At 67.2% G+C, this 23,620-nt stretch carries 13 protein-coding genes; 6 read left to right on the top strand and 7 right to left on the bottom strand.

Going from position 1 to position 23,620, the window contains the following annotated elements:
• Nucleotides 1-172 precede the first annotated feature (172 nt).
• From NJD74_RS12980 to NJD74_RS12955, 6 genes are all read right to left on the bottom strand, one after another.
• A complete protein-coding gene (locus NJD74_RS12980) occupies nucleotides 173-2,062 on the bottom strand; it encodes an MFS transporter (RefSeq protein ID WP_319624315.1) in 1,890 nt (629 codons plus the stop codon).
• Between the two features lie 116 nt (nucleotides 2,063-2,178).
• Nucleotides 2,179-4,356, bottom strand: a complete 2,178-nt coding sequence (gene yccS / locus NJD74_RS12975; protein WP_319624314.1) for a YccS family putative transporter — start codon at nucleotides 4,354-4,356, stop codon at nucleotides 2,179-2,181.
• Nucleotides 4,357-4,502: 146 nt separating this feature from the next.
• Nucleotides 4,503-6,572: a TonB-dependent receptor gene (locus NJD74_RS12970; RefSeq protein WP_319624313.1), complete on the bottom strand. Its 2,070-nt coding sequence runs from the start codon at nucleotides 6,570-6,572 to the stop codon at nucleotides 4,503-4,505.
• A 323-nt stretch (nucleotides 6,573-6,895) separates the two neighbouring features.
• Entirely contained in the window at nucleotides 6,896-10,021 is a 3,126-nt protein-coding gene (locus NJD74_RS12965; protein ID WP_319624312.1) for an efflux RND transporter permease subunit, read from the bottom strand.
• A gap of 34 nt (nucleotides 10,022-10,055) precedes the next feature.
• Nucleotides 10,056-13,295 carry an efflux RND transporter permease subunit gene (locus NJD74_RS12960; RefSeq protein ID WP_319624311.1) on the bottom strand — a complete coding sequence of 1,080 codons (3,240 nt, stop codon included), beginning with the start codon at nucleotides 13,293-13,295 and terminating at the stop codon, nucleotides 10,056-10,058.
• 88 nt (nucleotides 13,296-13,383) lie between these two features.
• Nucleotides 13,384-14,622, bottom strand: a complete 1,239-nt coding sequence (locus tag NJD74_RS12955; RefSeq protein ID WP_319624310.1) for an efflux RND transporter periplasmic adaptor subunit — start codon at nucleotides 14,620-14,622, stop codon at nucleotides 13,384-13,386.
• Nucleotides 14,623-14,852: 230 nt separating this feature from the next.
• Here NJD74_RS12955 and NJD74_RS12950 point away from each other — a divergent pair, with 230 nt between their 5' ends.
• The 5 genes from NJD74_RS12950 (at nucleotide 14,853) to NJD74_RS12930 (ending at nucleotide 20,725) form a co-directional block, all read left to right on the top strand.
• Nucleotides 14,853-16,184 carry a M20 family metallopeptidase gene (locus tag NJD74_RS12950; RefSeq protein WP_319624309.1) on the top strand — a complete coding sequence of 444 codons (1,332 nt, stop codon included), beginning with the start codon at nucleotides 14,853-14,855 and terminating at the stop codon, nucleotides 16,182-16,184.
• Nucleotides 16,185-16,354: 170 nt separating this feature from the next.
• On the top strand, nucleotides 16,355-17,173 hold the full coding sequence (queF, locus tag NJD74_RS12945) for an NADPH-dependent 7-cyano-7-deazaguanine reductase QueF (protein WP_319624308.1): 819 nt from the start codon (nucleotides 16,355-16,357) through the stop codon (nucleotides 17,171-17,173).
• A gap of 185 nt (nucleotides 17,174-17,358) precedes the next feature.
• Entirely contained in the window at nucleotides 17,359-17,652 is a 294-nt protein-coding gene (locus tag NJD74_RS12940; protein WP_070426094.1) for a LysM peptidoglycan-binding domain-containing protein, read from the top strand.
• A 39-nt stretch (nucleotides 17,653-17,691) separates the two neighbouring features.
• The gene (locus NJD74_RS12935) at nucleotides 17,692-18,195 is read left to right on the top strand and encodes a hypothetical protein (RefSeq protein WP_070472258.1); all 504 of its coding nucleotides are present in this window, start codon (nucleotides 17,692-17,694) and stop codon (nucleotides 18,193-18,195) included.
• 304 nt (nucleotides 18,196-18,499) lie between these two features.
• Entirely contained in the window at nucleotides 18,500-20,725 is a 2,226-nt protein-coding gene (locus NJD74_RS12930; RefSeq protein ID WP_070472255.1) for an NADP-dependent isocitrate dehydrogenase, read from the top strand.
• 91 nt (nucleotides 20,726-20,816) lie between these two features.
• On the opposite strand, the gene NJD74_RS12925 is transcribed toward NJD74_RS12930, so the two are convergent.
• Nucleotides 20,817-21,437, bottom strand: coding sequence for a hypothetical protein (locus tag NJD74_RS12925; protein WP_102788616.1), 621 nt, complete (start codon nucleotides 21,435-21,437; stop codon nucleotides 20,817-20,819).
• A gap of 458 nt (nucleotides 21,438-21,895) precedes the next feature.
• Here NJD74_RS12925 and aceK point away from each other — a divergent pair, with 458 nt between their 5' ends.
• Nucleotides 21,896-23,608, top strand: coding sequence for a bifunctional isocitrate dehydrogenase kinase/phosphatase (gene aceK, locus NJD74_RS12920; RefSeq protein ID WP_319624377.1), 1,713 nt, complete (start codon nucleotides 21,896-21,898; stop codon nucleotides 23,606-23,608).
• Nucleotides 23,609-23,620 lie beyond the last annotated feature (12 nt).

Raw genomic sequence — 23,620 nt, 5'->3', positions numbered from 1 at the left:
TCCGGGGCGAACAACACACGCGATGAGGCACGATCGGCAACAGGTGACACGACGGCAATGTCCGGCATCGAGCGTCCGCCCGCGCCGGCCAGCGCGGGCGAGGTGCCCCGGGCGGTAATCTAACCGATGTACCCGCGTCCATGTATACGGTTACATGCAGGCAGGGCAGGACTCACGCCTGGTCAGCCCGCAGCTGCCGCACCTGTGTCTCCAGCATCGGGGCCGTGGCGACCTCGCCGGCGATCGGTGCCGACGCGACCACCTCGACATGCGCGCGGAACCGACGTGGCACGCGCATGCGGCCCAGGCGCGTGTCGCGCCGGCTCCACATGCTCGACCACATGCCGCGCAGCGCCATCGGCACCACCGGCACCGGGCGGCGCTCGAGAATCTTCTCCACGCCCGACTTGAACGCGCCCATCTGCCCATCACGCGTCAATGCGCCCTCGGGGAAGATGCAGACCAGCTCGCCTTCGGCCAATGCCTTGTCCACCTCGTCGAACGCGGCCTGCATCAGGGCCGGATCCTCGCGTGCACCGGCGATCGGGATCGCCTTGGCGGTGCGGAAGATCCAGCGCATCACCGGGATGTTGAAGATCCTGTAGTACATCACGAAGCGCACCGGGCGCGGGATCGTGGCCGAGAGGATCAGCGCGTCCATGTAGCTCACATGGTTGCACACGATCAGCGCCGCGCCCTCGTCCGGCACGTTGGCCTCGATCCCGTGCGGGCGAAGGCGGTACAGCGCACGCACCATCACCCAGCTGAGGAAGCGCATCAGGAATTCGGGGACGATCGTGAAGATGTAGATCGACACCACGGCGTTGGCGATCGCCAGGGCCAGGAACAGCTGCGGAATGGTCCAGTCCAGCACGCGCTGGGTGAGCAGGCCCAGGCCTGCGGCCAGCACGATGAAACCGGAGTTCTGGATGTTGAGCGCGGCGAACACGCGCGACATCTCCGACTTGGCCGTGCGGCTCTGGATCAGCGCGAACAGCGGCACCACGAAGAAGCCGGTGAACAGGCCGATGCCGATCAGGTCGATGATGATGCGCACGCTGCCGGGCGCCTGTACGAACTGCCAGATCGACAGCCCGGCCGCGGCGGCTTCCCCGGCACGTGCGAAGTACAGGTCGAGCATGAAGGCGGTCATGCCGAACGCGCCCAGCGGCACCAGGCCGATTTCCACGGTGCGCCCGGACAGCTTCTCGCACAGCAGCGAGCCGGTGCCGGTGCCGAGCGAGAACAGCGCCAGCGCGAAGATGTACAGCGTGGAGCCACCGCCTAGATTGATTTCGGCGTAGGTGGGCAGCTGCGAGGTCAGCATGGTGCCGACGAACCAGAACCAGGACACGCCGAGGATCGCGTTGCGCACCGCCTTCTGCTTCTTGGCCATGCGCAGCACCGCCAGCGACTCGGGCAGCGGGTTCCAGTTGATCTTCAGGTCCGGTGCGCCGGCATCGACCTTCGGGATCATCCGCGCGGTGAGGTTGCCGGCCACGGCCAGCACGATCACCGCGGTCGCGGCGACGATCGGGCCATGGCTGCCCGCCAGGGTGAAGATCAGACCGCCGGCGATCATGCCGGTCAGGATCGACAGCGAGGTGCCCATTTCGACCAGGCCGTTGCCGCCGGTCAGCTCCTCGGGCTTGAGGATGGAGGGCAGTACCGAGTACTTCACCGGCCCGAACAGGGTGGACTGCATGCCGGTGCAGAACAGCGCGACCAGCAGCACCGGCATGCTCTCGGTCAGGAAGCCGACCGCGGCCAGCGACATGATCGCGATCTCCATGGTCGTGGTGATCACGATCAGCCGCGACTTCTCCAGCTTCTCCGCGATCTGCCCGGCCAGCGCCGAGAACAGGAAGTACGGCAGGATGAAGATTGCCGGTGCCAGGTTGGTGTACAGCGAGCGCTCTTCGATCGGCGTGCCGAGGAAGAACAGCAGCGCGATGATCGCCTGGCGGTAGACGTTGTCGTTGAACGCGCCCAGCGACTGGACGATGAAAAACGGCAGGAAACGGCGTTGCCTGAGCAGGGCGAACTGACTATGGCCGGACATGGAGACTCCTTGCGAACCGGCGCAGCCTAGCATTCTCCCTGTTGGCGCAGCATGGCAGCGCCGCGGTACGGTGCAGGCAGCCCCGTTCAACATCCGTATCGACCACCGGTCGATACCTACCGCAGCGTGCGCGCGGCCTCGTTGGCGGCACCGCGCAGCTTGGGCAGCAGGCGCAGCATCAGGCCCATCTGGGTCCGGATCAGCTGCAGCTGGGGCGGCATGTCGTCCGGGATCTGCTCCAGCTGTTCGGCCAGGGCGCGGTCGCCGTCGTTGGCGTCCTCGGCCACCGGCTCGCGCTGCTGCAGCGCGCTGGCGATCTGCTGCATCGCCTGCTCCACGCGTTCCCCGCCGGACAGGGCGAGTGGGTCCTGGCCGTAGCTGTCCAGCTGGGTGCGGTGCGCACCCAGCGCGGAGAGATGGCCGAGCAGCGTGTTGGACAACGCCAGGAAGCGGAACCCCGCATCCAGGTTGCGGCGTACGTGGCCCGGCTCGCGCAGCATGTTCGACAGGGCCGTGGACAGCGCCGCATCGGCGTTGTGCATGTCGCGCCGTGCGATGCGGTAGGCCAGATCGTCCCGCATGCCACTGCCGTACTGGCCGAGCACGGCGTGCAGGTACCTGGCGCAGTTGTCGAGCACCCGCGCCATCACCAGATTCAGGCGGCGGCCCTGCCAGTCGGGCAGGATCAGGAAGGCGGCCGCCGCGGCGATCGCACAGCCCAGCAGCGTATCCACCAGCCGTGGCCAGATCAGCAGGAAGCCATCGCCGATCAGGTTGAAGCAGGTCAGCGCCATCACCGTGATCGCCGCCGAGGCCACCAGGTAGCGATCGCTGCGGGTGAAGAAGAACAGCAGCGCCGAGAGCAGGGCGATCAGCAGCTCGATGCGCAGGTCCTGGAACAACTGCATCAGCGCCCAGGTCAGCACCAGGCCGATCAGGGTGCCGGCGATCCGCTGCGCAAGCCGCTGGCGGGTGGCACCGAAGTGCGGGCGGCAGACGAACACGATGGTCAGCAGCACCCAGGAGCCGTTCTGGGCGTTGAACAGGCGGATCGCCGCGAAGCCGACGATCAGCGCCAGCGCCATGCGCAGGCCATGCCGGAACAGCACCGAGCCGGGGGTGAGCTGCTGGCGGATACGCACGCCCATCTCGCGCAGGGTGTGCGGGCTGGTATCGCGCAGGCGCGTATCGACGTTGTCCAGCGTGGACTCGGACTTCTCGGCTTCGGACAGGCGGCGTTCGATGCTCTGCAGGTTGTGGCCCAGCAGTTCCAGCGAGGCCAGCAGGCGCTGCCACTGGGGATTGTGCTGGGCGCGCAGCCAGCTCAGTGAATCGGTGAGGTCGGCGGTGGCCTGCTTGGTGCGCTCGCCGTACTGGAACGGCTGGCGCAGGCGGATCGCCTGGCCCAGGTTGGCGCAGGCCTCACCCTGCAGCGCGAGCAGGCGCTGGCAGCGGTACAGCACGTCGCTGTGGAAGAACGCTTCGGTCAGCGCGCCATAGGGGTAGTGCGAGGAGCTGGCGCGCTCGTGGAAGTCCTGGGCCATGTAGTACAGGCGCAGGTACAGGCCGGACTGCACGCCGGGCCGACCGGAGCGGCCAAAGCGCGCCAGGATCGCGGTCTTGGCGATGTTGAGGGCTTCAACCACGCGCCGGTTCTGCTCGGCCAGGGCGAGCTGGCGCTTCTGCACGTCCGCATCGCGGACCGGTTCGAACAGATCGGCCTTGAGCTTGAGGTAGCGGCCCAGCTCCAGATACAGGCGGGCAACCCGCTCGCGCACCGGGCGGTTGGCGAACAGGGCGGTCCACAGGATCGAGAGCAACGCATACCAGACCGCACCGGCCAGCAGGTGGCTCACGGCGTTGATCGCCTGGGACAGATCGGCGGCACCGTGCTGTTCCAGCCCGATCATCGTGTAGATGGCCAGGGTTACCGTGGCCTGCGCGATCGAGGCATAGCGCTCGCCGAGCGCGCCGAGCAGGGTCAGCCCGAAGGTGGCCGCGGCCAGGGCGGTGATGAACCACCACGGATGCGGGAACAGCACCACCACCGCCGCGGCGGCCGCCACGAAGCACAGCAGCGACAGCGCCACCGATTTGATCCGGCCCCACCAGTTGTCGTCGGTCTCGGCGATCGCACTGGCGATGATGCCCAGGAACACGCCGGGCAGGGCGGGCAGCTGGTCCAGGTACCAGCACAGCCCCATGGCCGCCGACAACGCGATGAATACCCGCAGGCCATAGCTGGCCTTTTCATGTGCCCACAGGCGGCTGACGCGGGTTTCGAACGAGGGCATGGCGACTCGGCGGAAGAGAGGCCGCCATTATTGCCGGTGCGGAGTGAAGGGGACACCTCTACCGCCGACGGTAGTGCCGGCCGTTGGCCGGCTCCCGACAATGCCGAGGAGCCGGCCAGCGGTCGGCACTACCTGTGTGCTTCCGGTTACATGTCCCAGCGCACGCTTACCGCGAAGGTGCGCGGCAGGCCGACGCCTGCGTTGGACCAGTACTTCTTGTTGGCCAGGTTCTCCACGCCGGCGCGCCAGGTGACGGGATGGCCGGCGGCCTGCATCCGGTAGCCGACACCGGCGTTGACCAGCGTGTAGTCGGGCAGCTTGAGCGTGTTGTCGGCGTCGTAATAGACGTCACCGTAGTAACGGGCCAGTGCGTACACGCTCAGGCCCTCGACCTGCGGGACGCTGTAGTCGGCGTGCAGGACGCCCTGCCAGCGGGCGGCGCCGGCGGTGCGGTTGCCTTCCTGGGCGACGCTGCCGGGGGAGAGCTTGTCGTAGGTGGGGTCCAGCCAGGTCACGCCGCCACCGAGCGTGAAGGCATCGGTCAGGCGTACGTCGCCGCTGACTTCCACGCCTTCGTACAGCGTGATGCCGTCCTGCACCAGCAGCTTGCCGGCGGGCGTGAGCAGGTCGATGTTCGCGCCACGCTCCAGCCGGAAGGCGGCGGCATTGGCGCTCCAGCGCGGGTACTCGATCTTGGCGCCGATCTCGTACTGCTTGCTGATGGTCGGGTCGAGCACGTCACCGGCGTTGATGTAATCGCTGCCCACGCGGCTGCCGGCTTCCAGCGATTCCACGTAGCTGGCATACAGCGTCACTGCGTCGGCCGGCTTGTACATCAGGGCGTAGGTCGGGGTGACCGGATAGGTGTGGTACGCACCCTTGTTCTCGAAGTCGTTGTAGCGCGCGCCGGCCAGCAGCGACCAGCCATCGGCGAAGCTGACGGTATCGCTGACAAACGCCGCCTGCTGCACCGTTTCGCTGCCGCGGCTGAGCACGCGCGAGCCGACCGCGTCATGACGCAGTGTCGGGCGCTGGTAGAGGTTGCCGCGGCCGATGGTGTTCCACTCGTAGGGACGGTCCCAGCCCAGCCCGGTCTGGTGGGCGACGCCGGCGACCACCTGGTGCGACAGCGGGCCGGTCTGGAAGCGGCCCTGCACGATCGCCTGGGCCAGCTTCCACTCGCTCTTGCCGCCGAGCTCGTAGGTGTTGACGTTGTAATCGCCGTTGACGTCATCGATATAGGCGAAGATCTTGTTGACGTCGTTCCATGAGGTGGTCACGCCATAGCTCAGGCTGGCCTTCCAGTCATTGTTGATCTGCCAGTTCAACGCCGTGGAGAGCAGGCTGGAACGGGTGTCGTAGTAGCTGCCATCGATGCTGTTGTCGATGTCGCCCGCGAGCGGGCGCGGCAGCTCTGTCAGGCCGATGAAGTAATACTGCGGCGACTCGTTGCTGAGATCGCGCGACTGGAACACGCCATCGAAGGTCCAGGTCAGCCGGTCGGTCAGGCGTGCATCCAGCGACAGGGCGCCGACCTTGCGGTTCACCTCCCCGCCGTTGAAGGTTTCACCTTTCTCCTGGTACGCGTTGAAGCGGTAGCCGAACATGTCCTCGTTGCCGAAGCGTCCGCCCACATCGAGCTGCCCACTGACGATGCCCGCCTCGCGCCAGCCCAGCTGTGCCGACAGCGTGGTGACCTCGGTCGGCTTCTTGGTGACGTAGTTGACGATGCCGCCGGGCTGGCCGAAGCCGTACATGAAGCCGCCGGGACCTTTGAGCAGTTCCACCTGTTCCATCACTTCCAGCGGCCACTCGGTGCCCCACGAGGACACCTGCAGGCCGTTGACGCGGTAGCTGTCGTAGCTGAGATCGATGCCGCGGTTGCGGATCGGCGAACTCCAGCCGCTGGCGTAGGCGCTGACCTGGGTGACCACCGAAGGATCGGTGAGGAAGGCTTCGCCCAGCGAGACCACCTGGCGCTTTTCGATGTCCTCGCGGCCGACGACCGAGATCGCAAACGGGGTATCGCGCACGGCGCGGTCGCCCAGGGCGCCGGTATCGGTGTGGGTACGTTCGGCGGTGACCTTGATCGCATCCAGGTCGGTGGCCGAGCGCGCCCGCGCGGTGCCGTCCGGTACGGACTGGGCATGGGCGGCGCAGGCCAGCGACAGCGCAACGGCCAACGTGGCCAGGCGGGGCAGGGAGGACGACAGCATCGATGGGTTCCTTGGCGGACAGCACAACGCCGTCCGCGATCTACAGAGGGCGGGGAGGGTCGATGACTGGATCGCGCAGGCTGGCCGGGAACCGGCAGCGGGGGCATCGCAGAGGGCGATGCAGGACCGTGGCTGGATGAGAATTGTTGTCGTTTTGTTACATGGCGTCAAACCGGGGCGCACCTACCGGGCGTACCTGCCTGACGTACCGACCAAGGTCGGTACCTACCGGGATGCGACGCGGCATCGGTAGGTGACGACCGTTGGTCGTCACGCCGTAGCGCGGCCGGGGCCCAACGCAGGTTCCGACCAACGGTCGGTACCTACCGGGCGATGGCGCTGCGCTTCAGGGCGCGCTTCTCGCGGCGCCGCGCCCGGCGGGCCACCCAGCGCTCGCGCAGGCACGAGAAGATCACGTACAGCGCGGGCGTGCTGAGCAGGGTCAGGCTCTGCGAGAACAGCAGGCCGCCGATCATCGCGATGCCGAGCGGGCGACGCAGTTCGGAGCCTTCGCCCAGGCCGATGGCCAGCGGTACCGCGGCCAGGATCGCCACCATGCTGGTCATCATGATCGGGCGGAAGCGCACGATGCTGGCTTCGCGGGCGGCTTCCAGCGGCGTCTTGCCATGCTCGCGCTGCGCCACCACCGCGAAGTCGATCATCATGATCGCGTTCTTCTTGACGATGCCGATCAGCAGCACCAGCGCGATCATCGAGATCACCGACAGTTCGGTGTTGGTGCCGTACAGCGCCAGCAGCGCGCCGACGCCTGCCGCCGGCAGCGTGGAGAGGATGGTGACCGGGTGGATCAGGCTCTCGTACAGCATGCCCAGCACCAGGTACACGGTGATGATCGCCGCCATCACCAGGATCAGCATCGCCATCGGGTCCGAATCGAAGCCGAACCCGGCGTCGTCGGCCAGGCGGATGTCGCCGGGCATGCGCATGCCGTTGACGGTGCTGTCGATGATGGCCTTGGCCTCGCCCATGCTGGTGCCGGGGGCGAGGTTGTAGCTAAGGTCCATCGTGGTGTACTGGTTCTCGTGGGTGATCTGCGACGGTGCCAGCCCCGGTACCTGTTCGGCCACCGCGGTGATCGGCACCATCTCGCCATTGCCGGCGCGTACGTAGATCTGGTCCAGCGCGCCCGGTGTCGCGGTCTGCTCCGGCAGGGCGTTGACCACCACGCTGTACTGGTTGATGTCCGAGTAGATCGTGGAGATCTGGCGCTGGCCGAAGGCGCCGTACAGCGCGCCGTCGATGGCACCGACCGACACGCCCAGGCGGGCGGCCTTGGCCCGGTCGATCACGATGTTCTGGCGCAGGCCGGCGGCGTCCACGTCGGTGCCGACGTCGGTCAGCTTCGGATTCTTCTTCAGCGCGGCCTGCAGCTTGGGCAGCCACTCCTGCAGCTGGGCCAGGTCGTTGCCCTGCAGCGAGACACGGTACTGCGCGCCCTGGCTGGCACCACCGCCGTCATTGCTGGGCAGATCCTGGATGGCGCGCAGGCGCAGCTGCAGGTCGGGGTAGCGATCGGCCTTGGCGCTGAGGCGGGCCAAGGCCTGGGCGGTGGTCTCGCGGCGGCCGTCCTTGCGCGACTTCAGTTCAACATTGAACTGCGCGCTCGAGCCCTGGCGGCCACTGCCCAGGCGCACGCCCACGGTCTTCACCGCCGGGTCGGCCATCAGCATGTCGGTGATGCGGCGCTGGCGGTTGACCATGTCTTCGAACGAGACCGTGGCGCTGGAATTCGCACGGCCCCAGATCAGGCCGGTGTCCTGGGGCGGGAACGCGCCCTTCTTGACCGCACCGAACAGGAACACCGTCGCGCCGATCAGCAGCAGCGGCGTCAGCGACAGCAGCAGCGCGTGGCGCAGCGAGAAATCCAGCAGCTTCACGTAGATCCGCAGCATGCGGTCGTGGCCGGCATCGAGCAGGCGGCCGAAGCGGCTCGGCGCACCGGCGTCGGCATGTGCGCTCAGGAAGCGGCTGCACAGCGCCGGGGTCAGCGTCAGCGAGATGATCATCGAGACCACGATGGCCGCCACCAGGGTGACGGTGAACTCGCGGAAGAACGCGCCCATCATGCCTTCGGCGAACAGCAGCGGAATGAACACCGCCACCAGTGAGGCGGTGATCGAGACGATGGTGAAGCCGATCTCGCGCGCGCCAGTGAGGGCGGCCTGCATGCGCGGCATGCCTTCGTCGAGGTGGCGCATGATGTTCTCGATCACCACGATCGCATCGTCGACCACGAAGCCGATCGCGATCACCAGCGCCAGCAGGCTCAGGTTGTTCAGGGTGAAGCCCAGCACGTACATCACCAGCGCCGCGCCGGCCAGTGAAAGCGGCACGGTCACCGCCGCGATCAGGGTCGGGGCCAGCCGGCGCAGGAACAGCGCCATGGTCAGCACCACCATGGCCAGCGCGATCAGCAGGGTGATCTGCACTTCATGCAGCGACGAGCGGATGGTCGGGGTGCGGTCGAAATACGGGGTGAGCGTGGTACCCGGTTCGAGGTAGTCGCGCAGGGTCGGGATCTGCGCCTTCACCCGGTCCACGGTTTCCACGATGTTGGCGCCGGCGCGGGTGAACACGTACATCACCACCGCCGGTTTGTGGTTGAACCACGCGGCCTGGTAAGCGTCCTGCTGCCCGTCGTAGACGTTGGCGATGTCCTGCAGGCGGATCACGCGGCCATCGTCGGCGGTCTTGATCACCAGCTGGGCGAAATCAGCGGCGCGCGCCACCGAGTCGTTGGCGATGATCGCGGTGGTGGTGTTGCCATCGGTGAGGAAGCCGGTCGGCGAGGTCACGTTGGCCGCGCGTACCGCATTGCGCAGGTCATCGGCGGTCAGGCCGAGGGCATTCATCAGGCGCAGGTTGACGTCCACCCGCACGGCCGGCGTGGAGGCGCCGGCGATATCCACCGAGGAAACGCCGGTGATCTGGCGCAGGCGCTGGGCCAGCAGCGAATCGGCCACGTTGTAGAGGTCGTCGGCCGACTGCGTTTCGGAGGTCAGTGCGATCGCGATGACCGGGTCGTCGTTCGGGTTCGCCTTCTGGAACATCGGCGTTCCCAGCCCGGCGGGCAGGTCGGACTGGGCGGAGTTGATCGCGGTCTGCACGTCCAGCGCGGCCGAGTCGATGTCGCGGTCGCTCTGGAAGATCATGAAGACCAGCGAGCTGCCTTCGGAGCTGGACGAGCGCATGCGGTCGATGCCGGGCAGCTGGCCGAGGTGGCGCTCCAGCGGCGCGGTCACCGTGGAGGCCATCGTCGTGGCGTCCGCGCCGGCCTGGTTGGCGTGCACGAAGATCACCGGGATCTGGATGTTCGGCAGTGCCGACACGCCCAGCTGCAGGTAGCAGATCACGCCCACCACGAACAGGCCGATGGCCAGCAGGGCGGTGCCGATCGGGCGGCGGATGAACGGGCCGGAGATGTTCATCGAACGCCTCCGCAGCGGTCTGCGGTGCTCGTCATCACGCCTGAGGCTCCTGCACCGGGCCATGGCCGTGACGCAGTGCGCGCTGTTCGCGGCGCTGGCGCAGGCGCTCGGAGAAGCGCTCCATGTACAGGTAGATCACCGGTGTGGTGTACAGCGTGACCAGCTGCGAGAGCAGCAGGCCGCCGACGATGGCGATGCCCAGCGGGCGGCGCAGCTCCGAGCCGATGCCGGTGCCCAGCGCCAGCGGCAATGCACCGAGCATCGCCGCAGCGGTGGTCATCATGATCGGGCGGAAGCGCAGCAGGCAGGCGCGGCGGATCGCTTCATGTGCGTTGGCCCCGGTGCGGCGCGCCTCGATCGCGAAGTCGACCATCATGATGCCGTTCTTCTTGACGATGCCGATCAGCAGCACGATGCCGACGATGCCATCCACCGACAGCGGCAACCCGCACACCATCAGTGCCAGCAGTGCGCCGACACCGGCCGGCGGCAGGGTGGAGATGATGGTGAAGGGGTGGATGTAGCTTTCATACAGCACGCCCAGCACGATGTAGATCAGCACCAGCGAGGCCAGCAGCAGCCACACCACGTCGGTCTGGCTGCCGGTGAACTCGGCCGCCTTGCCGATGAACTGCGCATGCACCTGCGAGGGCATGTTCAGGCCGGCCTTGGTTTCCTCGATCGCCTTGACCGCATCGGACAGCGAGTAGCCCGGCGCGATGTTGAACGACACCGTGACCGCCGGCAGCTGTTGCTGGTGGCTGACCACCAGCGGGGTGCTGGTGACCTTGCCTTCGGCCAGCGCGGCCAGCGGAATGATGTTGCCCGCACCGACCGGAATACCGGTGTTCTGCGCGCCGATGCCGGTGGCCGTGGACGAGTTGGACGAGGTGACCTGGCCGAAGTTGGTGGCGTTGCTGCCGGTCAATGCACCGGCCCCGTTGGAGGCCACCGCCAGCTGGTTCATCAGCGCGGTGCTGGTGCGGAATTCCGGCGCCACTTCCAGCACCACGCGGTACTGGTTGAGCTCGGTGAAGATGGTGGAGATCTGGCGCTGGCCGAAGGCGTCGTACAGGGTGTCGTCGATGGTCTGCATCGGCACGCCGAGCACGCTGGCCTTGTCGCGGTCGATGGTCAGTTCCAGCGCGCGGCCCTGGTTGGACAGGTTGTTGTCCACGTCGGCCAGTTCCGGGCGCTGGCGCAGCGCTTCGGTCAGCCGGGTGGCCTGCAGCGCGACCTGCGCGCTGTCCACGTCCGACAGCGAGTACTGGTACTCGGTGGCCGCCACGCGGGTATCCAGGGTGACGTCCTGCACCGGCTTGAGATACAGCGCCACGCCGGGGATGCCGGCCACGGCCTTCTGCAGGCGCGGCAGGATCTCATCCAGGCCATCGCGGTCGCCGCGCTCCTTGAGCACGATCGACAGCTGGCCCTGGTTGAGCGTGGGGTTCATGGTGCCGGCGCCGATGAAGGCGGACACGCCGGTCACCGCCGGATCGCTGCGCAGGGCTTCGGCCACGGCCTTGGTGCGCTGCTCCATCTGCGGGAAGGCGATGTTCTGGTCGGCCTGGACCACGCCGGTGATCAGGCCGGTGTCCTGTTCGGGCAGCAGGCCCTTGGGGATCACGATGTACAGCACCACGGTCAGCACCAGCGCACCGGCGGCGACGGCCAGGGTCAGCGGCTGGTGATCGAGCACCCAGTCCAGGCTGCGCTCGTACAGGCCGACGGTGCGCGACCACACGGTGGTCTTGCCGGCCGCGGCGGCACGCTCGTGCGCGTCTTCGCCTTCGGGCAGCGCGTCCGGCTTGAGCAGGTAGGCGCACATCATCGGGGTGAGCGTCAGCGAGATCAGCATCGACAGCGTCACCGCGATGCTCAGCACCCAGGCGAACTCATGGAACAGGCGGCCGGTGACGCCGGGCATCAGCAGCAGCGGCAGGAACACCGCCACCAGCGAGATGGTCAGCGAGAGCACCGTGAAGCCGATCTGCTGTGCGCCGATCTCGGCTGCTTCGGGGCCGCTCTTGCCCTGTTCGATGTAACGCACGATGTTCTCGATCATCACGATCGCATCGTCGACCACGAAGCCGGTGGCCACCACCAGCGCCATCAGCGAGAGGTTGTCCAGCGACATGCCGGCGAACGCCATCACCCCGAAGGTGCCGGCCAGCGACAGCGGCACCGCCACCGAGGGAATGATGGTGGCCCACAGGCGGCGCAGGAACACGAAGATCACCGCCACCACCAGGCCGATGGTCAGGATCAGGGTGAACTGCACTTCATGCACCGAGGCGCGGATGGTCTCGGTCCGGTCGTTGAAGATCTCCAGGTGCACGTCGGCCGGCAGCACGTTCTGCAGCTGCGGCAGCAGCGCACGGATGCGCTCGACGGTCTGCACGATGTTGGCACCGGGCTGGCGGCGCACTTCCAGCAGCACCGCCGGCTTGCCATCGGCCCACGCGGCCAGCTGGTCGTTCTCCACGCCATCGACCACGTTGGCGACATCGGACAGGCGCACCGGGCGGCCGTTCTTGTAGCTGATGATGGTGTCGCGGTACTCGGCGGCACTGGTCAGCTGGTCATTGGTGCCGATCGAGTAGGACTGGGTCTTGCCGTTGAGCGAGCCCTTGGGCGCGTTGACGTTGGCCTGGGTCAGCGCGCTGCGCAGGTCTTCCAGGGTCAGGCCCATGTTGGACAGCTGCGCCGGGTTGACCTGGATGCGAACGGCCGGGCGCACGTTGCCGGCGATCGAGACCAGGCCTACGCCCTGCACCTGCGACAGGCGCTGGGCGAGGATGGAGTCGGCGTAATTGTTGACGTCGCGCAGCGGGCGCGTATCGGAGGTGAGCTTGAGGGTGACGATGGCCGCGTCGGCCGGGTTCACCCGGTTGTAGACCGGCTGGTAGGGCAGCGAGGAGGGTAGGGTGGCCTGGCGGATCGCGGCCTGCACGTCCTGCGCGGCGATGTCGATGTCGCGGTCCATCGAGAACTGCAGGATGATCGTGGACAGCCCCGCCGACGAATCGGAGGTCATGATCTCCAGCCCGGAAATCTGCCCGAACTGGCGCTCCAGCGGCGTGGTCACCAGCGAGGCCATGGTGACCGCGTTGGCGCCGGGGTACTGGGTGGTCACCACCAGGCTGGGCGCATCGATCTCGGGCAGCGCCGACACCGGCAGCTGGCGGTAACCGAGGATGCCGAGCAGCAGCAGGCCTGCCATCAGCAGCGAGGTGGCGATCGGGCGGCGGATGAAAATCGTCGAAAAGCCCACGGGCGGGTCCTTGCTGGTGCGTCGTGCTGCGTTGGATCAGGCGAACGCCGGCGCTTGGGCCGGCGTCAGGTACACAGGGCGGGCGCGATCAGCGCGGACCGCCACCGCGGCGTCCACCGCCACCCTGCTGCTGGGCGGCCTTGAGCTCGGCTTCGGTCGGTGCGGCGGGGGTTTCGCCGGGCTTGAGCGCGGTGACCTTGGCGCCCGGCTTGAGCCGGAACTGGCCTTCGCTCACGACCCGTTCGCCGCCCTTCAGGCCCTCGGTGATCTGCACCTGGCTGTCGCCGACTTCCACGCCGCTCTTGACCGTCTGCATGGCCACGGTGCTGTCCGGGGTGACGATATAGACGTACTCGCCGTCCGGGCCACGCATCACGGCCTGGGTCGGAATGACGACGCCGCCGGCGATGGTGCGCAGCTGCATGCGGACGTTGACGAACTGGCCCGGCCACAGCGAATTGTCTTCGTTGTCGAACAGGGCGCGCGCGCGGAAGGTGCCGCTGTCGCTGCTGATCTGGTTGTCGACCACGTCCAGCTTGCCGCCATCGGTCAGTACGTGCGCATCGTTGCGGTCCAGCGCGGCGATGGCCACCGCGCCGGCGGCCTGGGCCTGGCGGACGGCGGGCAGCTGACGCTCGGGCAGATTGAACACGACGTGGATCGGGTGGATCTGGGTCAGGGTCACCAGCGCGGTGCCGGCGCTGACGATGTTGCCGGCATCGACCGCACGGATACCGGCGATGCCCGAGATCGGCGCCGTCACGCGGGTGTACTGCAGCTGCACCTGGGCGGCGCGCATGCTGGCTTCGTTGGCCGCCACGGCACTTTCAAACTGGGCCACCTGGTTGCGCTGGGTATCCAGGTCGGTCTTGGCCACGTACTGGCGGTACTCGGCCGAGTTCGAGCGCTGGTAGTTGGAGCGGGCGGTGGCGAGCTGGGCCTGGTTCTGGCGCTTGGCCGCCGCGGCCTCGTCGTAACTGGCCTGCAGGGTGCGCGGATCGATCTGGGCGAGCAGGTCGCCCTTCTTCACTTCCTGGCCTTCCTTGAAGTTCAGGCTGATCAGCTGGCCGCCGACCTGCGGGCTCACGGTGACGGTGTTCATCGCCGCGACCGTGCCCAGTGCACTCGCATAGACCGGCACGTCCTGGCGCGCCGCCTCGATCACCGTGACCGGCACCGGGCCTGCGTTGGCCGGATCACCGCCCTGCCGCCCTTCGGCTGTCGGACCTGCCGCGTCTTCCTTCTTGCCGCCCATCAGGCGCACACCCACGACGGCAACCACCAGCACTGCGACCACCAGCAGCACGATCTTCCAGAAACGCGACATTCAATAACTCCTGAGGGGGCTGGCGGAGGGCGGGGGCCCCGGTTGGCTAGGCGCAAAGCATACTCGTCGCCCGTGGCCTTTCATGCATGACGGATGGGACGGGCGATCAGACCGGATGTGACGGGTGAGGTTCCCCCATGAACGTTCGCCGGGGCAGAAAGTTACACCGCGGCGGTTCCGGATGCCCTACATTCAGGTTCGACCGTTGTCCTGCCCCGTGGAGACCTGCAATGCCCCGTCTGTCGCTGCTGATGTCCGCCCTGCTGCTGGCCACCCCCGGCCTGGCCGCCGCCGCCCCCGCCGAACGCCCGGAAGTGGCCGCCGCCGCGACCCGCCTCAAGGCCCAGGTGATCGACTGGCGCCGCGATTTCCACCAGCACCCGGAGCTGTCCAACCGCGAGGAACGCACCTCGGCCAAGGTCGCCGAGCGCCTGCGCGCGATGGGCCTGAAGCCGCAGACCGGCATCGCCCACCATGGCGTGGTGGCCATCATCAAGGGCGGCAAGCCCGGCCCGCGGATCGCCCTGCGCGCGGACATGGACGCCCTGCCGGTGACCGAACAGACCGGCCTGCCGTTCGCCTCCAAGGCCACCAGCACCTACCGCGGCGAGACCGTCGGGGTGATGCACGCCTGCGGCCACGATGCCCACACTGCCACCCTGCTGGGCGTGGCCGACGCGCTGGTGAAGATGCGCGCGAACCTGCCCGGCGAAGTGATGCTGATCTTCCAGCCCGCCGAAGAAGGCGCGCCGCCGCCGGAAGAGGGCGGTGCGGCGCTGATGCTCAAGGAAGGCCTGTTCAAGGACTTCAAGCCCGAGGCGGTGTTCGGCCTGCATGTGTTCTCCAGCGTGCCCGCGGGCCAGATCGCGGTGCGCGGCGGCCCGCTGATGGCGGCCTCGGACCGGTTCGGGATCAAGGTGATCGGCCGCCAGACCCATGGCTCGGCCCCGTGGAACGGGGTGGACCCGATCGTGGCCACGGCCGATCTGGTCGGCACCGCGCAGACCATCGTCAGCCGCCGCGCCAACCTGTCCAAGCAGCCGGCGGTGGTGACCTTCGGTGCGATCAAGGGCGGCATCCGCTACAACATCATTCCCGATGAAGTGGAGATGGTCGGCACCATCCGCACCTTCGACGAGGGCATGCGCCGGCAGATCTTCGCCGACCTGCGCAACGTGGCCGAGCACACCGCGGCCGCGCACGGGGCCAAGGCGGAAACCGAGATCTACGAATCCGAAGGCAACCCGGCCACGGTCAACGATCCGGCCCTGACCGCGCGGATGCTGCCGAGCCTGCAGGCCGTGGTGGGCGAAGGCAATGTCTACGAGCCGCCGCTGCAGATGGGCGCCGAGGACTTCTCGCTGTATGCCCAGCAGGTGCCGGGCATGTTCTTCTTCGTCGGCTCGACCGGCGAGGGGATCGATCCGGCCACGGCGCCGGCCAACCATTCGCCGAAGTTCCTGCTCGATGAGAAGGCACTCGATGTGGGCCTGCGCGCGCTGCTGCAGGTGAGCCTGGATTACCTCAATGGGACGCCGGCTGCGGCGCCTGGCGCGGGCTGAAGCCAGCGGACGGCTGGTAGACGGCAGGTCCCGGCCGCTGGCCGGGGCGAAAACCGGCACGGGCGGGAGGGTTCCGATCCTCCCCCCGACTGGGGATGCAACCACCCGGCCGCCGGTTCCGTTCGTTTTCGCCGGCGGACGCCGCGCGCCTACCGGCGTAAAATGGCGGCATGAATACCCCCCAGGACTCCAGCCTCGGTCGCGAGGTGGCTTACCCGTCGCAGTACGATTCCGGCCTGCTTTTCCCCATCCCGCGCCGCGGCGCCCGCGAAGAGATCGGCCTGGACGAGGCGGCGCTGCCGTTCGTCGGCCATGACCGCTGGCAGGCCTATGAGCTGAGCTGGCTGGACGGGCGCGGCAAGCCGCGCGTGGCGGTGGCCACGGTCAGCGTGCCGTGCACCTCGCCGAACCTGATCGAATCCAAGTCATTCAAGCTGTACCTCAATTCGCTCAACAGCACGCGCTTCGACGATGACGCGGCTGCGCGCCTGTGCATCACGCGCGATCTGTCGGCCTGTGCGGGGGCGGTGGTGACGGTCGTGTTCGGGGTGCCACCGCTGGTGGAAGACGCCGAGGGCGAATCGCTGGACGAGCGCGACGTGGCCATCGAGCGCTACGGCCCACCGGCGCCGGAATTCCTGTTCGCCGATGCCGATGACGTGGTCACCGAGACATTGAGTTCGGCGCTGCTCAAGTCCAACTGCCCGGTCACCGGCCAGCCGGACTGGGCCAGTGTCAGCGTGCGCTACCGCGGCCCGAAGATCGACCGCGACGGCTTGCTGAAGTACCTGATCAGCTACCGCGAACACGCCGAGTTCCATGAGCAGTGCGTTGAGCGGATCTTCAGCGAGATCACCCAGCGCTGCCAGCCACAGTGGCTGGAAGTGGAAGCGCGCTACACCCGGCGCGGCGGGCTGGACATCAACCCGTGGCGGGCCAGCCCGGGCATCGAACTGCCGGCCCGCACCGTCCGCGACCTGCGCCAGTAGAGCGACCCCACGGGTCGCTGCCCCGGAACCCGGCACCACGCGCAGCCACCCATGGGGTGGCTCTACCCCCGGGCAACGTGGCCGCCGGTAGCCGTTCCGCGCGCCTTCACATCCACGCCATGCCCCATTAACAAGGGCTGTGACACCGTGCCTCCCATGTCGTCAATCAAGACGGGAGTGTATGGATGAGTACCGATAAGAAAGTCGACTTTTCCGGTGTCAGCGCCAGCGTTGACACCACCGCGCAGAAAGTCGATCAGGTCGATTTCTCGGGTGTGACCGCCTCGGTGGATACCACCGCGGAGAAGGTAGGAGGCACCTACACGGTGCAGAAGGGCGATTCGCTCTCGAAGATCGCCAAGCAGGAACTGGGCGATGCCAATGCGTGGAAGCGCATCTTCGAGGCCAACCGCGACGTGCTGGACGATCCGGACAAGATCCAGCCCGGCCAGACCCTGAAACTGCCGCCCAAAGCCTGATCCACTTTACTGCCCACCATCACACAGGGAGCAATCTCCATGAAGAAGTCGTCCATCAGTACTGCCGTTCTCGCTGCGCTTCTGGCCACCGTAGCCCTGGCTGGCTGCAAGAAGAAAGAAGACACCGCCGATAACAACGCACAGCCGGCGGCGACCGCGCCTGCCGCGCCGGCTCCGATGACCGAAGCCGCGCCGCAGCCGATGACCGCTGCCACCGGCGTGACCGTTTCGACCGTCACCGTCGGCAAGAGCGCTGCGGCGGACAAGACCGTCACCTCGGCCGCATTGTTCGCGCCGAAGGACGACATCATCGTCTCGATCCGCACGGACGGCAGCGCCAACAACGCCAACGTCGCGGCCAAGCTGACCTTCCAGAACGGGCAGGTCGCCGGCGAGCAGAACCAGGTGGTCAATACCACCGGTGCCGAGACCACCAACATCTCCTTCAAGAATGCCAATGGCTGGCCGGCGGGCAAGTACCGCGCGGAAGTCACGGTAGATGGTAAGGCGGCTGGATCGCCGCAGGAGTTTGAGGTCAAGTAAGCCTAGACGCCGACTCTCTCCCGGCAACAGGCTCACGATGGACGCAGCCGCGAGGCTGCGTCTTTTTTATGGGCGCCTGCCGGACCACAGCGTTCCAGTACGTTTGCGTATGGGATGGCTTTGCTCCGGGGGGCTGAAAACGCGACAATGCGGGGGTTTCCCGCCGTGCGCGCCGTTGGTCGGCGCGGTCCCCGGGGAAAGTGCGGGCCCGCTGTGCCAGGCCCTGCACGCGACACGGTTGCACGCGGCCCGGCATTGCCGCCGGCCATCATTCACGAGATCTGCAAGAGAGCCCTGATCCCCCATGTCGAACACGCCCAAGATTCTCTACACGCTCACCGATGAAGCCCCGTTCCTGGCCACGCAGTCGCTGCTGCCGATCGTCGAGGCCTACACCGCCACCGCCGGCATCGCCGTGGAAACCCGCGACATCTCGCTGTCCGGCCGCATCCTGGCCCTGTTCCCGGATTACCTGAAGGATGACCAGAAAGAGGCCGACCACCTGGCCGAACTGGGCCAGCTGGCGACCACCCCGGATGCGAACATCATCAAGCTGCCCAACATCAGCGCCTCGGTGCCGCAGCTCAAGGCCGCGATCAAGGAACTGCAGGACCAGGGCTTCGCGCTGCCGAACTACCCGGACGTGCCGACCGACGACGTCTCGCGCGACATCAAGGCGCGCTACGACAAGGTCAAGGGCAGTGCAGTGAATCCGGTGCTGCGCGAAGGCAACTCCGATCGCCGCGCGCCGCTGTCGGTCAAGAACTACGCCCGCAAGCACCCGCACCGCATGGGCAAGTGGTCCAAGGACTCCAAGTCGCACGTTGCGCACATGGATGGCGGTGACTTCTACGGCAGCGAGAAGTCGGCCACGTTGGCCAACGCCGGCAGCCTGAAGATCGAACTGTTCAAGGCCGACGGCAGCAGCGTCGTGCTCAAGGAAAAGACCGCGGTCAAGGCCGGTGAAATCGTCGATGCCGCCGTGATGAGCCGCAATGCGCTGGCCTCGTTCGTGCAGGCGCAGATCGCCGATGCCAAGGCCAAGGGCGTGCTGTTCTCGCTGCATCTGAAGGCCACCATGATGAAGGTCTCCGACCCGATCATGTTCGGCGTCGTCGTCGAGGAGTTCTACAAGGACGTGCTGGCCAAGCACGCCGACGTGCTCAAGCAGGCCGGTTTCGATCCGAACAACGGCATCGGCGATCTGTCCGCGCGCCTGCCGCAGCTGCCCGAAGCGACCCAGGAAGCGATCAAGGCCGACCTGGCTGCCGAGTACGGCAAGCGCCCGGGCCTGGCCATGGTCAATTCGGACAAGGGCATCACCAACCTGCACGTGCCCAGCGACGTGATCGTCGACGCCTCGATGCCGGCGATGATCCGCGACTCCGGTGGCATGTGGAACGCCGACGGCAAGCTGCAGGACACCAAGGCCGTCATTCCGGACCGTTGCTACGCCGGCGTGTACCAGGCGGTAATCGACGATTGCCGCACCCACGGTGCCTTCGACCCGGCCACCATGGGCTCGGTGCCCAACGTGGGCCTGATGGCGCAGAAGGCCGAGGAATACGGCTCGCACGACAAGACCTTCCAGATCCCGGCTGACGGCACCGTGCGCGTCACCGACGAGGCCGGCAAGGTGGTGTTCGAGCACGCCGTGCAGACCGGTGACATCTGGCGCATGTGCCAGACCAAGGATGCGCCGATCCAGGACTGGGTGAAGCTCGCCGTCAACCGCGCCCGCCTGAGCAACACCCCTGCGGTGTTCTGGCTGGATGCCAACCGCGCGCACGACGCACAGGTGATCGCCAAGGTCGAGACCTATCTGAAGGACCACGACACCAACGGCCTGGACATCCGCATCCTGGCCCCGGTGGAAGCGACCGCCTTCTCGCTGGACCGCATCCGCAAGGGTGAGGACACCATCTCGGTGACCGGCAACGTGCTGCGCGACTACCTGACCGACCTGTTCCCGATCATGGAGCTGGGCACCAGCGCCAAGATGCTCTCCATCGTGCCGCTGATGGCCGGTGGTGGCCTGTTCGAGACCGGTGCCGGTGGTTCGGCCCCCAAGCACGTGCAGCAGTTCGTGGAAGAGGATTACCTGCGCTGGGATTCGCTCGGTGAGTTCCTCGCCCTGGCCGCTTCGCTGGAACACCTGGGCAACCGTTACGACAACGCCGGTGCCACCGTGCTGGCCAAGACCCTGGACCAGGCCAACGGCCAGTTCCTGGACAACGACAAGTCGCCGTCGCGCAAGCTCGGTGGCATCGACAACCGCGGCAGCCACTTCTACATCGCGCTGTACTGGGCCCAGGCCCTGGCCGCGCAGGACGACGATGCCGCGCTGAAGGCCCGTTTCGCGCCACTGGCCAAGGCACTGGCCGACAACGAGCAGGCCATCGTCGGTGAGCTGGCCGCGGTGCAGGGCAAGGCGGTCGATATCGGTGGCTACTACCGCCCGGACGTGGCCAAGGCCAGCGCCGCGATGCGCCCCAGCAGCACCTTCAACAGCGCGCTGGCTGCGCTGTAAGGCAACGGTCCCGCCACTGCGGTGATCGATGAAGAACCCGCGCTCCGGCGCGGGTTTTTTTATGGGTGATTGGTTCTGATCGGGCGGCAGTTCACTGGCGGCCGGGACGGCGGCCAAGCTGGGTCGAGAGGAGGGCGATCTCCGCATCCAGCGCAGCCTGCTGCTCTGCGGCCATCAAACGCAGGACGACGGTGCCATCTGTCTCCGTGCAGGCACCCGTGTTGAAGCACAGCGCATCCATCAATTCACTTCCCACCCCGCAGGCAAGTCCACGTTGGCAGGCGGTGATCTGCCACGCCAATCCGGTGATGAGCGGATCTCCACCCGCGGCTCCCGTCGCAGCGGCTCCCTGAGCAAGGGCCCCCAGATACGCCATCGCCGTCGCGTCGTCGCCCGCAATGACCTGCTCCATCAACTGGCCATACTCCGCCGGCGTGAGAGGTGCCGTAGCGGTCTGGCGAAGACGCAACCAAAGCTGCGAAGCAAGATCACCCTGGCGTGCGGCCTGCTCGCGCCAAGCCAGCATGGCGTCAAGTGGAATCACCTGCCCGCCATCCACACCGCCACATTGCGCGAAAACACGTTCGCCGGTCAGGCGCATCTGCTGCGCGGCATCTGGATCCGGATGCACCCTGGCCGCGCTTTCGACGCCCTCGAGATAGGACGCACGCCGGAGGTTCACCAGAAAACACTTCTCGTACAGCTCGGCCAACCGACGCTGCGCGTGGACATCACCGCCTCCGGCCGCAGCGCTGACACGTTCGAACTCTCTGCGGGTGGCATCTTCGAAGCCGGCCGCGAGTGGTCCAGACTTAAGCGCATGAGGGGCTGGAGCGACAGCCTCCGCGGACAGCGCAGGTGTCGAAGAAGGTCCTGCCATGGTCTGCGATGCCCGTGACGGGTCACGTTGGCCCCAGAACACGGCTATCAGTATTGCCGCCAGCAACAAGGCGCCCGCCCACACTGTCCTGCGACGGCCTGTCGTCATCACTGCCCCTGTTCGATAGTTGATGGTTGATGGGGCGACTCTACCCCGGAACCCGGGTGCACACCTGCGCCGACTGGGCAACCGCCCAGTCGCTGCCGTATGGTGGCGGCAGGTCCTCTGGAAGTGGCTGCATGCGCCTGCTGTTCCTGCCGGTTCCATCATTGCTCCGTCCGGGGCGTCGCATGAACGCGACGCCGGACGCGCTCGCGCGGCTGATCCGCGATGGCTTCGAGGACTACCATGCGTGCTTCGCGGCGATCAGCCGGCGCGCGCGGCAGCGTTTCGAACAGAGGGACTGGGCGGGGGCCCGGCAGGACGCCGTGGAGCGCATCGGGCTGTACGACCTGTGCATCGCCGGGACCGTCGATGCCCTGCGCCGCGCAGCGGGCGCGGACATCGGTGAGCGCGCGCTGTGGCTGCGCATACGCCCCGCCTACGCTGCGCTGCTGGCCGGGTTGATCGACGCCGAGCTCTACAAGACCTTCTACAACACACTGGCGCGGCGGTTGTTCGCCACCCGCGGTGTGGACGGGGCGATCGAGTTCATGGCGATGGATGTGGAGCCGTCCGATGCCATCACCCATCCGGTCGCGCGACACAGCTACACGCTCTCTCCCACGCGTCCGGCGGACGCGTTCATGCGCGTGCTCGGCGACTATCGGTTCGATGTGCCGTATGCACACCAGCTGCGCTGCGCCGCGGCGGTGGCCGTGCGCCTGCAGGACGATCTGGCACATTGGGGCGATTACCCGGTGCGCAGCATCGAACTGCTCGATACGGTGTTCTATCGTGAGCGCCGCGCCTATCTGGTCGGGCGCGTCTTCGGCGAGCATTGCTTCTCGCCCTGCGTGATCGCACTGGTCCATGACGAGCGCGGCCTGCGCGTCGATGCGGTGCTGAGCCGGCGCCGCGATCTCGCGCATCTGTTCGGTGTCTCGCGCAGCTACTTCCAGGCCGACCTGGCGACCGTTGGCGATGCGGTGGTGTTCCTGCGCAGCCTGCTGCCGGGCAAGCCGGTCGATGAGATCTACACCGTGCTCGGGCGCGCCAAGCAGGGCAAGACCGAGCGCTATCGCACGTTCTTCCGTCACTTCCAGGACCAGCCCGGCGAGCAGCTGGTGCACGCCGATGGCACGCCCGGCATGGTCATGGCGGTGTTCACCCTGCCCAGCTATCCGCTGGTGTTCAAGCTGATCCGCGACCGTTTCGCCTGGCCCAAGACCATGACCCGGCACCAGGTCGAAGAGAAGTATGCGCTGGTATTCAACCTGGACCGTGTCGGCCGGCTGCTCGACGCACAGCCCTATCGGCACCTGCGCTTCCCGCGGTCGCGTTTCTCCGCGGCGCTGCGCGAGGAACTGCTGACCCAGTGCGCCGGCAGCGTGCATGAGGAGGGCGAGGAACTGGTGATCGCGCTGTGCTACGTGCAGCGACGCTTCCGTCCGCTCAATCTGTACCTGCGCGAGCAGACCGCCGAGGCGCGTCGCATTGCCGCGCTCGACTACGCGCAGGCGATCACCGACATGGCGCGCAACAACATCTTTCCCGGCGACATGCTGCCGAAGAACTTCGGCGTGTCGCGGCATGGGCGTGCCGTGTTCTACGACTACGATGAGCTGTGCCTGATCACCGAGTGTGCCTTCCGCGCCTGGCCGGCGCCGCGCAACGAAGAGGAAGCGCTGGCCGACGAGCCATGGTTCCAGATCGGCCCCCAGGACGTGTTTCCCGAGCGCTTCTGGATGTTCATGGGGCTGCCGGCGCCCGAGCTGGCCGCGGTGCGCGAGCACTTCGGGCATCTGTTTGATCCGGCCTGGTGGCAGCGGCTGCAGGCCGGTTTCGCGGCCGGTGATTTTCCGGATACCCCGCCGTACGCCGGGGCGCTGCGGCTGGCCTGATTGTCCACCCGA

Origin of the sequence: Stenotrophomonas sp. RG-453 (assembly GCF_033843685.1) — a bacterium.
GTDB lineage: Bacteria > Pseudomonadota > Gammaproteobacteria > Xanthomonadales > Xanthomonadaceae > Stenotrophomonas > Stenotrophomonas bentonitica_A.
Note: the sequence above shows the minus strand (reverse complement) of the source record. Positions and strands in the feature narration are given on the sequence as shown.